Source organism: Opitutus sp. sgz309028 (assembly GCF_059821195.1).
On the sequence record NZ_JCAMRR010000001.1, the window covers coordinates 1099913 to 1113839 of the forward strand.

Annotated in this window: 11 protein-coding genes; 5 read left to right on the forward strand and 6 right to left on the reverse strand. The window is 64.5% G+C overall.

Features of this window, described 5'->3' with window-relative positions; all coding sequences use genetic code 11:
• Positions 1–75 precede the first annotated feature (75 nt).
• On the reverse strand, positions 76–1410 hold the full coding sequence (locus AC6RV7_RS04170; protein ID WP_500092644.1) for a sigma-54-dependent transcriptional regulator: 1335 nt from the start codon (positions 1408–1410) through the stop codon (positions 76–78).
• 448 nt (positions 1411–1858) lie between these two features.
• Between AC6RV7_RS04170 and AC6RV7_RS04175 the strand changes: the two genes are divergently transcribed.
• Positions 1859–3091, forward strand: a complete 1233-nt coding sequence (locus AC6RV7_RS04175) for a nucleoside monophosphate kinase (RefSeq protein WP_500092645.1) — start codon at positions 1859–1861, stop codon at positions 3089–3091.
• 76 nt (positions 3092–3167) lie between these two features.
• On the opposite strand, the gene AC6RV7_RS04180 is transcribed toward AC6RV7_RS04175, so the two are convergent.
• The 4 genes from AC6RV7_RS04180 to AC6RV7_RS04195 all read right to left on the reverse strand — a co-directional run bounded on the left by AC6RV7_RS04180 (position 3168) and on the right by AC6RV7_RS04195 (position 7847).
• Complete coding sequence (locus AC6RV7_RS04180) at positions 3168–4394, reverse strand: ABC transporter permease (protein ID WP_500092646.1); 1227 nt, start codon at positions 4392–4394, stop codon at positions 3168–3170.
• Positions 4391–5638, reverse strand: a complete 1248-nt coding sequence (locus AC6RV7_RS04185; RefSeq protein ID WP_500092647.1) for an ABC transporter permease — start codon at positions 5636–5638, stop codon at positions 4391–4393. Before AC6RV7_RS04185 ends, AC6RV7_RS04180 begins: the two co-directional genes overlap by 4 nt.
• Before the next feature lie 20 nt (positions 5639–5658).
• Positions 5659–6396, reverse strand: coding sequence for an ABC transporter ATP-binding protein (locus AC6RV7_RS04190; protein WP_500092648.1), 738 nt, complete (start codon positions 6394–6396; stop codon positions 5659–5661).
• A gap of 62 nt (positions 6397–6458) precedes the next feature.
• The gene (locus AC6RV7_RS04195; RefSeq protein WP_500092649.1) at positions 6459–7847 is read right to left on the reverse strand and encodes an efflux RND transporter periplasmic adaptor subunit; all 1389 of its coding nucleotides are present in this window, start codon (positions 7845–7847) and stop codon (positions 6459–6461) included.
• Between the two features lie 332 nt (positions 7848–8179).
• Here AC6RV7_RS04195 and AC6RV7_RS04200 point away from each other — a divergent pair, with 332 nt between their 5' ends.
• Together AC6RV7_RS04200 and AC6RV7_RS04205 are read left to right on the forward strand one after the other, a co-directional pair.
• Positions 8180–10306: a M3 family metallopeptidase gene (locus AC6RV7_RS04200; RefSeq protein WP_500092650.1), complete on the forward strand. Its 2127-nt coding sequence runs from the start codon at positions 8180–8182 to the stop codon at positions 10304–10306.
• 91 nt (positions 10307–10397) lie between these two features.
• On the forward strand, positions 10398–10946 hold the full coding sequence (locus AC6RV7_RS04205; RefSeq protein ID WP_500092651.1) for a DUF2937 family protein: 549 nt from the start codon (positions 10398–10400) through the stop codon (positions 10944–10946).
• Between the two features lie 27 nt (positions 10947–10973).
• On the opposite strand, the gene AC6RV7_RS04210 is transcribed toward AC6RV7_RS04205, so the two are convergent.
• The gene (locus AC6RV7_RS04210) at positions 10974–11345 is read right to left on the reverse strand and encodes a hypothetical protein (RefSeq protein WP_500092652.1); all 372 of its coding nucleotides are present in this window, start codon (positions 11343–11345) and stop codon (positions 10974–10976) included.
• Positions 11346–11473: 128 nt separating this feature from the next.
• On the opposite strand from AC6RV7_RS04210, the gene AC6RV7_RS04215 reads away from it, so the two are divergent.
• Both AC6RV7_RS04215 and AC6RV7_RS04220 read left to right on the forward strand, forming a co-directional pair.
• Positions 11474–12352, forward strand: coding sequence for a DMT family transporter (locus tag AC6RV7_RS04215; RefSeq protein ID WP_500092653.1), 879 nt, complete (start codon positions 11474–11476; stop codon positions 12350–12352).
• A gap of 61 nt (positions 12353–12413) precedes the next feature.
• Positions 12414–13859, forward strand: coding sequence for an outer membrane protein assembly factor BamB family protein (locus tag AC6RV7_RS04220; protein ID WP_500092654.1), 1446 nt, complete (start codon positions 12414–12416; stop codon positions 13857–13859).
• Positions 13860–13927 lie beyond the last annotated feature (68 nt).

The following is a 13927-nucleotide window of genomic DNA, read 5'->3' on the forward strand; positions in this document are numbered from 1 at the left end:
CGGGCGGTCCGCGGGAACGTCAGTCGCGGCAAACGTGATCCGCGATGGGCGCCTTCGGTGATTTTCCGTTCGGCTTCACGCCAATCCGAGTTTCTGACGTTTGCGATAGAGCGTGGCGGGATCGATGCCGAGGGTGCGCGCCGCCTCGTCGAGATTGCGGGAAATCGCCAGGACGCGGCGGATGTGTTCGGACTCCAGCATCTCCAGCGAGATCCGCGCGCCAACGGCGACGCCCGGATGCGCCGCGCCGCTGAACTCCTCCGGCAAGTCGGCGAGCTCGATCACCTCGCCTTGCGAAAGAATCACGGCGCGCTCCACGACATTGCGCAGCTCGCGGAGATTGCCGGGCCACTTGTAGGCAGTGAACGCCGCCGTCACGGCCGGCGCGAACCCGCGCATCTTCTTGCCCATGCGGCTCGCGAAAAAACTCCGGTAGTTCTCCGCAAATCGCAGCAGGTCGGTCGGACGATCGTGCAAACCCGGCAGCACGAGGCTGATCACGTTCAGCCGGTAAAAAAGGTCCTCGCGAAAACGCCCCGCCTTCACCTCATCCGCCAGGTTGCGATTCGTGGCGGCGATGAGGCGCACGTTGGCGCGACGCACGCGCGCCTCTCCGACCCGTTCGTATTCGCGCTCCTGCAGGAGCCGCAGCAGTTTCGGCTGAATCTCGAGCGGCAGTTCGCCGATCTCGTCCAGAAACAACGTGCCACCATCGGCCGCTGCGACCTTGCCCATCGTGTCCGCAATCGCGCCGGTGAACGACCCCTTGACGTGGCCGAACAACTCGCTCTCGAGCAGCTCGCGCGAAAGGCTCGGACAGTTGACGGTGACGAACGCCGCGTCGCGTTGCGCGCTGCGTTTGTGAATCTCGCGCGCCAGCACGCTCTTGCCCGTGCCGCTGGGCCCCAGGATCAGGATCGTCGCCGGCGTCTCCGCGGCCTTGAAAGCAATTTCGAATGCGCGTCGCACCGACGGCTCGCCGGACTCGAGATCGATCGGCGGCGACGCATCCGCGAGCTGCGTTTCGAGCGAGCGGACGCGCGATTCGAGCGCACGGTTTTTCTCGATCTTGCCCAGGACGCCGCGGATTTGATCCGGCGTGAAAGGCTTCGGAATGAAATCGAACGCTCCCCGGCGCATCGCTTCGACCGCCGTCGCGACGTTGGCGTAGGCGGTGAACATCACAACCGCGAGAGCCGGCTGCGCCTTGAGCAGGCGTGCGAGCACGTCGAGACCGTCCTCGCTGCCCAGCTTCAAATCGAGGAAGCACGCGTCGCATGGCTCCTCCTCAAGGGCCTTCAGCGCCCGCGCGGCGTTCGGTGCTTCAATGCCGGTGTGCCCGGCGGTTTCGACCGCGATGCGAGTGGTTCGACGAATCCCGGCTTCGTCGTCGACGATAAGAACACGCATGAAGGAAATCTGGAAACTCCGAGCGGCCAACGCCAACGCCAAAAACCAAGGCGGGGCCGCTCGCGCGGCCCCGCCAGGTCCAGCTTCAACTCACTGTCCCACGAGCCAAAGGCCCGCAGGCAGTGTCGCAAAGATGACAGGAGGCCCGATGGCGGGTTCCGTGCGACCGCGCGAAGCCGCACTTTTGTTCAAACCAAAATGAACTTCAAGGAACCGCTCCGCCGACTCCCCGTCCCGCGTGCGGAACTCGCTAGGATTTCGCGACAAACGAATCTCAATCCTGCCCCGCGGCCGACGCGACGCCAACCGCCTGCGGTTCCGATGACGAAAGAACCGAATTCGGCCCGATGACCGTCCCGGGCTTTTCCCCGAACCGGCCGCGACGCCATTTCTTTTGTCGAATCCTCCTCGGAAACACCCACACTGCCTTTTTCGTCCAGACGCACCCATGCCGACCACACCCCCCACTGACACCCGTTCCACTGCAGCGTCCCCGGCGCCTGTCGCCGGCAAGCTCACCGATCTGGAGATCAAAGACGCCCAGCTGATCTTCGGCTCCGTCTGGCAGAACCTCGAGAACGAATTCGGACGCGAGAACCTCCGTTTCCCCAAGGAAATCATTCTGCTCGGCGGCGCACCCGGCGCCGGCAAGGGCACCAACACCGCGTTCATCGCCAAGGCTCGCGGGCTCACCTGTCCGCCCATCGTGATGAGTGCGCTCCTCGACTCGCCCGACGCCAAGCGGCTCAAGGACGCCGGCAACATGGTCGGCGATCGCGAGGTGGTCACGCTGCTGCTGCGCGAGTTGATGAAGCCCATCTTTCGCGACGGCGTGATCCTCGATGGGTTTCCGCGCACGAACGTGCAGGTCGAGTGCCTCAAGCTTCTCGTCAACAAGATGCACGCGCTGCGGCGCGAGTTCTTCAACACACCGCTGAGCATCCATTTTCGCCAGCCCACGATTCACATCATGGTGCTGTTCGTAGACGAGAAGGAGTCGATCGCCCGTCAGCTCAAGCGCGGTCAGGAAACGCTGACGCACAACGAAGAGGTCCGACGCACCGGCGTCGGCGAACGGTGGGAGGATCGCGCCACCGACCACGACGAGGGCCTCGCCCAACGCCGTTATCGCGTCTTCAAGGAGCAAACGTGGGACGCACTGCAGTCGCTCAAGGAGATCTTTCACTACCACTTCATCAACGCCCAGGGCCCCGTCGCCGAGGTCGAGCAGAACATCCTGCGGGAGCTTGAATATCAAAGCACGCTCGAGCTCGATCCCCGCACGGTGGACCGGCTGCGCGGCGTTCCGGTCGCCAGCGAGATCATCATCCACTCGCGTCAGGAACTGGTGAAGCGCCTCGACAGCTACGAATTCGGCCAGCCGGAACTTTTCGCGCAGGTGGTCAGTTTCGTCGTCAAAAAGATCATGCCGATCGTCCTGCGGCACTCGATCTCCGGGGTCGCGCTCATCAATACCGAGGACATGCTGCTCGATGACCCGACGGCGCTGGCGATGCTGATCGATATCTTTTCCGAACGCGGCTATCACGCGGTCGTGGATCTGCACCGCATCGAGATTCCCGAAAAGTTCGATCTTCAAACCGGCCAGATCACCTGCCGCGTCAAAAAAGTCTTCCGCATCCAGATTCGTTTCCAAGGTTCGGAAATCCGCCGCGGTTGACGGCGAACCTGATCGCGTCGCGGAAGGTGCGGCCCGGGAGACGTCGAATCTCGAAAAGCGAGATGCGAAAATCGTCTCACTCGTAGCGCAGCGCCTCGATCGGATCGAGACGCGCCGCTTTCCACGCGGGATAAAACCCGAAGCCGACGCCGATCGCCGAACACACCGTCAGTCCGGTGATCGCCCAGCCCCACGGAAAAACCATCGCCGCGTTCAACACCGTCGCGGCGACGTTGCCGCCGATGATGCCGACCGCGATGCCGATCACGCCGCCGACCAGCGAGAGCATCACCGCCTCAATCAGGAACTGCGCTAGGATGTTGTATTGCTTCGCGCCGATGCTTTTCCGGATGCCGATCTCCTTCGTGCGCTCGGTGACGCTCACGAGCATGATGTTCATCACGCCGACGCCCGACGCGAGCAGCGCGATCGCGCTGATCACGAAGGCGCCGATCGCCACGACGCTCGCCACCTTGTTGAACGACTCGATCAGCGACTCGTTGGAAAACACCTCGAAGTCGTTCGGATCCTCTGGATCCAGCTGCCGCACCAATCGCATCAAGCCGATCGCCGCATCCTGGGTCGCCGGCAGTTCCGCCTGATTGTGCGCCTGCACATTGATGCCGACGGAGCGATGCGAGCGCCCGTAGGTTTCAAGATACTGCGTGATCGGAATCATCGCGAAGTTGTCCTGGCTCTGGCCAAACGCCGAGCCCTTCGACGCCAGCACCCCGACGACGGTATACGTCTGGCCGTCGATGCGCACACGCCGGCCGAGCGGGCTTTCGTTGACGAAAAGTTTTTTGACGATGTCCGTCCCCAGCACCGCCACCGCCCGACCGAACTCCACGTCTTCCGGTCCGAGATTGCGCCCGAGGCCGATTTCGAAATTACGCGCGGTGATGAAATTCTCATCAGTGCCCACGAAGCCGACGTTCGGATTCGTGCGCTGGTCGCCGTAGGTCACGCGCCGCCCGCCACGCCACAGCGTCAGGCTCACATCCGCGGTCTCGCGAAACATCTCCTTGAACCGCGCCGCCTCGTCGTAGGTGATGTCGCGCCGGTTTGCGAAGCGCTGCCGCGGATCGCTGAAGTTGATCGCGGGAAATTTCGAGAACTGAAAGCTGTTCGCGCCGAGCACATTCAAGCCCGTCTCGATGTTCGTGCGGAGGCCGGTGATCACGGTCATGACGCCGATCACCGAAAACACGCCGACCGCGATGCCGAGCATGGTCAGGCCGGAGCGCAGCTTGTTGGCCGCGAGCGAGGAAAACGCCAGACGCAGGGTTTCCGCGAGGTTCATTCGTAACGCAGGGCCACCACCGGATCCAATTTGCTCGCCGCCCACGCCGGCGCGAGGCCGCTGAAGATCCCCGTCAACACCGAGATGATCAGGCCGACGAGCACGAGTCCGACCGAAAACACGAGCGGGAACGACGGCGCCACCGCGCCCACGACCATCGACAGACCGCCTGCGACACCCAAGCCGACGATGCCGCCGACGAAACAGATCGCGACGGCCTCGATGAGAAATTGCAGCCGAATCGTGCTCGCTCGCGCGCCGAGCGCCTTGCGCGTGCCGATCTCCTTCGTGCGCTCCTTCACGCTCACGTAGGTGATGTTCATGATGCCGATCGCGCCGACGAACAGCGCGAGTCCAGTGATGAACAAGCCCGCGAGCGCGATGCCATTCTTGATCGGATCGAGCTGCGCGCGAATCGTGCCCTGCTCGTTGATTTCGAAATCGTCGCGCTGCTCCGGGCCGAGCTGACGGATGCGCCGCATCAACCCGCGCAGTTCGTCGCGCGCCGTTTCCATCCGGGTCGTGTCGACCTGCACGCGAATCTCACCGTCGTCGCTCACGCGATAATAACGACGATACGTCGTGATCGGCATACCGACCATCGAGTCCCAGCTGAAAAGCCCGAGAAAACTGCCCTGTCGGGCCGCGACGCCGAGCACGCGGAAATTCTGATCGCGGATCCGGATGATTTTTCCCACCGCCGACTCGCCGGGGAACAACGCGTCCGCGACGTCGAAACCGACAATCACCACGTTCGCGCCGGCCTGCGCCTCGAATTCGCTGAAGAAACGGCCTTCCGCCATCTCCGACCGCGTGATCCGCGCGTAGTCCGCCGACGTGCCCATCGTCCAGATGTTGTTCACCCGATACTCGCCGCGAACGATGTTGGTCATCCGGTTCGCCGTCGGCACGGCGAGCTTCAACGCGCTGCCGGGATTGTCGGCGATCCAGTCGTTGACCTGTTTGGCGTAGGTGTGGCGAATCGGCGCGCGATTGCGATAGTTCCACCAATCCTCCGTCTCGCGCCACGGCCACTTGGTCACGTAAAGCACATCGTCGCCGAACCCGGAAAAACTCTTCTCCACGCCGGCGTCGATGCCGTTGATCGCGGTGCCCATCAAGGTCACCGCCACGATGCCGATCACGACGCCGAGCGCCGTCAGCGCCGAACGCATCTTGTTCGCACGGATCTGCGCGAACGCGATCCGCAGCGACTCGTTGAGCTCGTAGAAAAACCGGCGCATGGCGAACGAACGTGTTCCGGTCAGTGCGCGGGTCCGTCGGACTCGATCAATCCGTCGCGCAGCCGCACGATCCGGCGCGCGTGCCGCGCGATGTCCTCTTCGTGCGTGACCACGATGATCGTGTTGCCCTGTTCGTAGAGCTGCTCGAAGAGCGCCATGATTTCGACGCCCGTCTTCGAATCGAGATTTCCGGTCGGCTCGTCCGCGAGGATGATCGACGGCCGCGTCACCAGCGCGCGGGCGATCGCCACGCGTTGACGTTGACCGCCGGAGAGTTCGTTGGGCCGGTGGTGCATGCGCTCGGCGAGACCGACGTTTTCCAGCGCGCGCTGCGCCCGCTCGATCCGCTCGTGCTTGCGCAGGCCGGCGTAGATCAGCGGCAGCTCGACGTTGTGCAACGCATTCGACCGCGGGAGCAGATTGAAGGTTTGGAAAACAAAACCGATCTCGCGATTCCGGATGTCGGCCAGTTCGTCGTCGTCCATGTGCGCGACGTTCTTGCCGTTGAAATCGTAGCGGCCGGCCGTGGGCGTATCGAGACATCCGAGCATGTTCATCAGCGTCGATTTGCCGGAGCCCGACGGGCCCATGATCGCGAGGTATTCGTTGCGCCGGATGTGGAGCGAGACGCCGCGCAACGCGTGGATCGTCTCGGAGCCCATCCGGTAAAGCTTCGTCACGCCTTCGATCTCGATGACGAGCGCGCCGGGGCTCCGCAGGAGCCGGTTCTCGTGAGCGGGTGCGGGTGAAGGAGTCATGTCGAACAGGGGGCCGACGTCTCCGACGGCGCGTCGCGCCGCCGGCCAAACGTCGCCGCCACTCAGGATTTCTTCGCCTCCTTGGCCTTCGGCTGGTCGACGCGGATCTTGGCGTCGTCCTTGAGCGTGCGGGTGATCGCGCTGAACGGCCCGCTGACGACTTCGTCGCCTTCTTTCACGCCCGACTTGATCTCCATATAAGTGGTGTCGCCGATGCCGGTCTCGACGGGCGTCAACTTCACGGTGTCGCCCGTGCGGAGAAACACCACGCGCTGCAATGCGTCGCGATCGGCGCGTTCGCGCTCGCGCTGCTGCTTTTCGTTCACGGCGGCGGCGGCGCCTTCGCCCTGCGTCTCGCGGGCCTTCTTCTCCCGGTCGGCGCCCATTTCGTCGAGGGTCTTGTTGCCTTCGCGGCTGCGGACGGTGACGGCTTGGATCGGCACGGCGACGACATTTTCCACGGTTTGCGTCTCGATGTCGACGTTCGCGCTCATGCCGGGGCGCACGCTGACCTCCTTTTCCGCGATGCGGATTTTCACCTGGAAATTCGTCACTTCCTCCTGCGTGTTGAGGCCCTGGGTTTTCGCCGCGGCGGCGATTTCCTTCACGGTGCCTGTGAATTTGCGGCCTGGATACGCATCGACGGACACGCGCGCGCGGTCGCCGACCTTCACGTTGACGACGTCGTTCTCGTTCACGTTCACGCGCACTTCCATGTTGTTCAGGTCCGCGATGCGCATGATCTCCGTGCCGGCGAAGCTGCCGGTGGCGACGACGCGTTCGCCGATCTCGCTCGTCAACGAGCTGATCGTGCCGTCCGCCGGCGCGTAGATGGTGGTTTTCGACAGCAGCTCGATCGACTGGTTGAGCAGCCCCTCGGTCCGGCGGATCTGCGCGAGCGCGTTGTCGTAATTGGCCTGCGCGACTTCGAGGGCGGTCCGGGCGGCGGTGAAATCCGAATCCGAAATCAGCGCGCGTTCGGCCAATCCCTGGCTGCGCTTGAAGTCCTCGTCGGCCTTCGCGAGTTGCGCCTTGCTCAGGACTGCGGACGCCTTCGCGGCCGTGAGATTGGCCTCCTGTTGCTCGACCTGATAGCGGTAATTGTCAGGTTTGATGCTGACGAGCAGGTCGCCCTTTTTCACCTCGGCGCCTTCACGCAGCGGGAGGTCGATGATCTCGCCCGAGACTTCCGGCGAAATCTTGATCTCCAGCTCGGGCTGGATTTTCCCGGTGGCGTTGACCAGCTGCGTGATCGTTCGGACGACCGCCTTGTCCGTGGTCACGGCGATGCCCTGCTGGCTGCGCTGCGCCTTCATTTTGGCTCCCACGGCGAGGGCGATGATCAAAACCACGCCGGCGAGGATGAACCATTTCAGTTTCGATTTCTTCTTCTTGGCCGGGGCCGTCGCGGCGGGAGCAGAGCCGGAGTAGTTCACAGGAGCCGAAGTCATAATGGGAGGAGAGAGGAGGCTTGGGATTCCGCACCACTTTAGCAAGCGATTGGCTCGTTCACCCAAAAGCGTTGTGCGGCACAACCACGGCGGCCCGCGACGGAAACCGCCGCGGCGAAACCCGTCGATCGAGGAGAAAGGCCCGGCGCTGGCATGCTCCGACAACACGCCGCCACGCGCAAAGTTACATCCCTTTTTGATGAACGGCCGTGGCAACGGATGGGCGGAAACGCGGATTCCCCTCCGCCTCTTGCCTCCTCGTCGCGCGCTCGCACACTCGCGGCATGCCCAACCCGTCAACGCCTTCGCGGTCGTCGCTTCTCCTTCCGCTCATGCCGCTTCTCCTTCCGCTTCTCGCGGCCCAAACCGCCTCCGCCGCTCCATCGGAGGACGCCGCCAATCCCTTCGTGCAGGAAAGCACGCTGCCCTACCACTACCCGCCGTTCGACCAGATCAAGAACGAGCACTACGCGCCCGCCTTCGCGCGCGGCATGGCCGATCACCTCGAGGAAGTCGCGAAGATCGCGAACAATCCCGAGCGCCCCACTTTCGCCAACACCATCGTGCCGCTCGAGCGCTCGGGTCAGTTGCTGCTGCGCGTGAACAACGTGTTCTTCGCCCTGGCATCGGCGCACACCAACGACACGATCCAGCAGGTCGAAGCCGACATGGCGCCCAAACTCGCCGCGCACAACGACGCGATCCTGCTCGACGGAAAACTCTTCGCGCGCATCCAGGCGCTCTACGACCAGCGCGACGCGCTCGACCTCGATCCCGAATCGAAACGCGTGCTCGAACGTTACTACAAGGACTTCGTCCGCGCCGGCGCGAAACTCTCCGATGCCGACAAAACCCGGCTCAAGGCCCTCAACGCCGAAGCCGCGATGCTCGAGACGAAGTTCACACAGAACGTCCTGAAGGAAAAGAACGCCTCCTCCATCGTCGTGGCCGACCGCACCGAACTCGACGGCCTGTCCGACAACGAAATCGCCGCCGCGGCCGACGCCGCCAAGGAGGACGGCCAGCCCGGCAAATACGTCATCCGCCTGCTCAACACCACCGGGCAGCCCGCGCTCACGTCGCTGAAAAATCGCGCGCTCCGCGAACGCATCATGCAGGCCTCGCTCGCCCGCGGCAGCCACGGCGGCGAATTCGACAACCGCGCCGTCATCACCCGCCTCGCCACCCTCCGCGCCGAGCGTGCCGCGCTGCTCGGTTTCGCCAACCACGCTGCCTACCAGCTCTCCGAGCAAACCGCCGGCGACGTCGCCACGGTCAATAAACTCCTCGCCGATCTCGCCAAACCCGCCGTGGCCAACGCCCGCCGCGAAGCGGCCGACATGCAGGAGATCGTCGACCGCGAAAACGGCGGCTTCCCGATCGCCTCCTGGGACTGGGCCTTTTACTCGGAAAAGGTCCGGCAGGCGCGCTACGCCTTCGACGAATCGCAGCTGAAGCCGTATTTGGAAATCAACCACGTGCTGCTCGACGGCGTGTTCTTCGCCGCCACGCGGCTTTACGGCATCACCTTCAAGGAACGCCGCGATCTGCCCGTGTATCAGGAGGACGTGCGCGTTTTCGAGGTGTTCGACCGTGACGGCGCGCCGCTCGCGCTGTTCCTCTTCGATCCTTACGCGCGCCCGTCGAAACGCGGCGGCGCGTGGATGAACGAATACGTTTCCCAGTCCGGCCTCTTCGGCCGCAAGCCCGTTGTCGCGAATCATCTCAACATTCCGAAACCGCCCGCGGGCGAGCCGACGTTGCTGACGTGGGACGAGGTCACGACCGCGTTTCACGAATTCGGTCACGCGCTCCACGGCCTGTTCTCAAACGTCCACTACCCGCGCTTCAGCGGCACCAACGTCCCGCGCGACTTCGTCGAGTTTCCGTCGCAGGTGAACGAAATGTGGGCGACCTGGCCCGAGGTGCTGAGGAACTACGCCAAGCACTATCAAACCGGCGCGCCGCTCCCGACCGAGTTGCTCGACAAGGTCATCGAGGCCGAGAAATTCAACCAGGGTTACCAGACGACCGAGTATCTCGCCGCGTCATTGCTCGACCAAGCCTGGCATCAATTGAAGCCCGCTGAAGTGCCCGACGCCGAGCGCGCGCTCGCGTTCGAAGCCGAGGCCCTGCGCCGCGCCGGCGTGGATTTCGCGCCGGTGCCGCCGCGCTACCGCAGCACGTATTTCTCGCACATCTTCGCCGGCGCCGACTACTCCGCCGGTTACTACTCCTATATCTGGAGCGAGGTGCTCGATGCGGACACGGTCAAGTGGTTCGAGCAAAACGGCGGCCTCACGCGCGCCAACGGCGATCGCTTCCGCGATCTGCTGCTCTCGCGCGGCGGCTCCGACGAGGCGTTGCAGCTCTTCCGCAATTTCACCGGTCGCGCACCTTACGTCGAACCGCTCCTCGAGCGCCGGGGTTTGAATCCGGCCGCGCCGGAAAAGAAATAACCGCGCCGCCGCGCGTTCGTTGCATCGCGGCAGGTTGCTGGCGCGCATCCTGCCGCTTGCCACGCCCGAGCGCGCGACGCACGATCGCCGCATGAGATTGCGCCGGGCGTTACTCGGGTTTGGGGACAGCTTGCTCGACCGCGTGCTCTGCGTCGCGGGGACGGTCGCGTTTTCGCAAATCCCCGAGTTCATGCAGCAATACCTGCAGCGACTCGGCGGACATCTCGACGAAGCCCGTCGCCAACTCGCGCAGTTTCGTCACGTCGCCGAACAATCCGGTCTCACGCTCGACCGGCTCATCGCGCAGACCGCAGCGAACACCGACTCCGCCGTCGCGAAGCTCAGCATCGTGATGCAGGACGCCGTCACCCGCGTCGACACGCTCGAGAGCGCGCAAAACGCGATTCACGATGCGTCGGTCTGGACGCGGCCGTTTGTCTTCGTCCGTCACGTCGACAGCGACATCGCCAGCGCCACGTGGAGCATATTCAAACCCGCCGTGCCGACGACCGCCGAAGGTTTGGTTTACGCCGTGATCGGTATGCTCGTGCTGCTCAGCGTTTATCACGTCGGCGTGAAATACCCGATCGCGCTCGCCGGGCGATTGCGTCGCGACACGCTCCGCCCCGAAACCGCCTGACCGATTACGCGGCGAGCGGCGTTGCGCTCAGGTGCGCTCTGTTCCCATCCGGACCGTCACCGTCACTGCTTGCAAGCGCCCGTCGCCGCCGCGCATCACGGTCGCCGTGATCTTTTCCCCGATCACCATTTCGGAAAGGCGGATCAGCGCGCCGGCCTTTTTCAGCTCCGTGTCCGGACTCACCTGAATCGTGATCAACTGCGACCAGCGGTCCAGCACGGTGAAGTCCGTTTCGGTCCGGCGAACGACTTCGCCGCTCACGATGAAGTTATTGCTGCTGATCGTCGCGATCAGTCGCGCTCGCGGGCTGGAGTGGTAATCGATCTGCGCCGACAACGGAGCCAAAAGGAAACTCGCGACGACACCGAAAAGAAGAATGGAGCGAATGGGCGCTTTCATGGCGGGGCACCCTCATCGCTGGAAAACGAGGTAAGCCGCCATGGTCGCGGCGCCGCGGCAAATGTTCCGCGGATCGGGAAAGCCCCGACGCTCGACAGCGGACGCGCCGCGCGCAGCGTGAGCGCTTCATGCCGCTACGCTACGCCGCGCTGCTCACCGGGGTATTCGCTTGCTCGATCTCGGTAATTTTCATCAAGGCCACGCCCACGCATCCGGTGGTGCTGGCGGCGCTGCGCTTGCTGGTCGCCGTCGCCCTGCTCGCGCCCGTGTATTTTCGGGAAACGCGACGCCATCGCGAGGCGTTCACCCGCAGTCACCTAAGACGCACCACGCTGCCGGCGATCGTCCTTGCCGGTCACTTCATCTCGTGGACCTACGGCGCGCGCCTGACCTTCGCCGCTCAGGCTTCGCTGATCGTCAACCTCGTGCCCGCGGTCATCCCGTTTTTTCTGCACGCGGTCGTCGGCGAGCGCATCAACCGCAGCGAAATTCTCGGGACTGTCATCGCGCTCGCTGGCGTGGCGGTGCTTACCGCACATGACGCGTTTGCGCACACGGGCGACACCTGGGGCAATCTCGTGTGCTTCGGTTCGATGCTGCTGTTTGCCTGGTATCTCGCGCTCGGCCGGCGCAATCGGGATTTCCCTTCCATCTGGCTCTACGTCGTGCCGGTCTATTTGCAGGCGGGCATCATCTGTCTCCTCGTCGCGCTGCCGTGGCTCGACGCGTTTCTACCCGGGTCGCTACGCGAATGGTTCTTCATCCTCGCGCTCGCGGTCGTGCCGACGATTTTCGGGCACTCGCTGCTGAATCTCTCGTTGCGCTATCTGCGCGGCCAGATCGTGAGCCTCTGCAATGTCGGGCAGTTCATCTTCGCCGGCGTCATCGCGTTCCTGCTGTTCGGTGAAAGCCCGTCGGCGTTGTTTTATGGAGCCAGCGCGATCGTGGTCGCCGGCATCGCGGTCGTGGTGTTCGCCGCACCGTCCACGCCGCCGCGCTTGCGCTGAGGTTTCGGCGCCGGACCTCAAAGCGTTTGCCTCCCTCGCGTCGTTCGCGAAAACGAATCGCATGCGCCGCCTTCGTTTCGTCCGCCTGCTGCTCTGGCTCGTTGCCGCTCCGCTGCTGCTTCGCGCGGCGGGAAGTTTCGAAGGCACGTGGACCGGCCGGATCTCCGGTCCGCAATCCGAGACCGCGCTCGGGCTCGCGTTTGTCCCCGCGCCGGACGGTCTGCTCGTCAGCGTCGATTTCCCGGAAATGTTTCTGCACAGCGTGAACTTCGGCCCGGCGGAAATTCGCGACGAGACGTTCACGCTCGCGCCGCTGGGTCTCAGCGTATCGCTAAAAGGCGACCGGCTGAGCGGCACGTTTGGACCGGCCGCGCTGCCGGTCGAACTGCATCGCGGCGGGACCTTCACACCGCCGCCACCGCCGCCGGCGCCACCGTCCGCGCCGGCGCCGCTCTGGTCGCGCTCCCTCGGCTCACCGGTGTGGGCCACGCCAGCGGTGGCCGGCGACACGGTTTTCGTCGCCGCAATCGACGGCACGCTCCACGCGCTGCAGACCAGCGATGGCGCCGAGCTCTGGTCGTGGACCGGTCCGCATCCGCTCTACGGCGAACCGCTGGTCACCGCCGACGCCGTTTACCTGGTCGACGAGCGGTGCGATCTCGTCTGTGTCGATCGCGCGCGGGGCACGTTGCGCTGGCGCGTGCCGTTGCATGACGCGACGCTCGCCGGAGCGGCCCCGCCTTCGAACGAAACCTTCAATCACCGCGCCACCAAGCCGGTGCTCGACGACCGCGGCATCCTTTACGTCGGCTCTACGGACGGCGGCTTGTATGCGGTGCGCGCCGATCGCGCGCGCATCCTCTGGCGCCACGATCTCAAAGCCCGCGTCTATGCGCCCGTCGCCGTGCGGGGCAACGATCTCGTCGTCGCGTGCTTCGACGGCAGCGTCGTCACGCTGAACCGGCGCACGCGTCGCGAAAGTTCCCGCGTGAAGCTCGGCGGCACGCTCGTGTCGGCGCCGGTGGTCGCCGGCGATCGCGTGGTCCTCGGTTGTCGCGACTACATGCTCTACGCGCTCACGCCGCGCGGCGAAACGGCGTGGCGCCGCTCGTTCTGGTTTTCCTGGGTCGAATCGACGCCCCGGCTCGCGGACGGGACGCTCTACATCGGCGGCTCCGATTTCCGGCGTATCAGTGCGTTGGATGCGCAGACCGGCGCCGCGCGCTGGGCCGCGGATGTGCTTGGACTTTCCTGGGGCACGCCGATCGTGACCGCCGACACGGTATTCGCCGCGACCGCGGGCCAGCACCTCGCCGGCACGGTGATCCAGCACCGCGGCGGGATCGTAGCGCTCGATCGCGCGACGGGGGAATGGAAATGGCGCTTCGTTGCACCGGTGGCAGACGGGGCCGAGTTCTCGGGCTACACCAATTCGCTCGCGCTCGCCGGCGATCGTCTCGTGGCCGCCGGCGTCGATGGCGTGGTGTTGGCCCTGCCACTACGGTAGAATATCTCCCCAAGCAGTCGATCGGGCGATTTACCGCGTTGGCGAACTCTGCCCGCGCCCGGGTTTCA

Bases quoted from the DNA above. Each gene is read 5' to 3' on its own strand.
- AC6RV7_RS04170 (WP_500092644.1), bottom strand. From the start codon at position 1,410: ATGCGTGTTCTTATCGTCGACGACGAAGCCGGGATTCGTCGAACCACT.
- AC6RV7_RS04175 (WP_500092645.1), top strand. From the start codon at position 1,859: ATGCCGACCACACCCCCCACTGACACCCGTTCCACTGCAGCGTCCCCG.
- AC6RV7_RS04180 (WP_500092646.1), bottom strand. From the start codon at position 4,394: ATGAACCTCGCGGAAACCCTGCGTCTGGCGTTTTCCTCGCTCGCGGCC.
- AC6RV7_RS04185 (WP_500092647.1), bottom strand. From the start codon at position 5,638: ATGCGCCGGTTTTTCTACGAGCTCAACGAGTCGCTGCGGATCGCGTTC.
- AC6RV7_RS04190 (WP_500092648.1), bottom strand. From the start codon at position 6,396: ATGACTCCTTCACCCGCACCCGCTCACGAGAACCGGCTCCTGCGGAGC.
- AC6RV7_RS04195 (WP_500092649.1), bottom strand. From the start codon at position 7,847: ATGACTTCGGCTCCTGTGAACTACTCCGGCTCTGCTCCCGCCGCGACG.
- AC6RV7_RS04200 (WP_500092650.1), top strand. From the start codon at position 8,180: ATGCCGCTTCTCCTTCCGCTTCTCGCGGCCCAAACCGCCTCCGCCGCT.
- AC6RV7_RS04205 (WP_500092651.1), top strand. From the start codon at position 10,398: ATGAGATTGCGCCGGGCGTTACTCGGGTTTGGGGACAGCTTGCTCGAC.
- AC6RV7_RS04210 (WP_500092652.1), bottom strand. From the start codon at position 11,345: ATGAAAGCGCCCATTCGCTCCATTCTTCTTTTCGGTGTCGTCGCGAGT.
- AC6RV7_RS04215 (WP_500092653.1), top strand. From the start codon at position 11,474: ATGCCGCTACGCTACGCCGCGCTGCTCACCGGGGTATTCGCTTGCTCG.
- AC6RV7_RS04220 (WP_500092654.1), top strand. From the start codon at position 12,414: ATGCGCCGCCTTCGTTTCGTCCGCCTGCTGCTCTGGCTCGTTGCCGCT.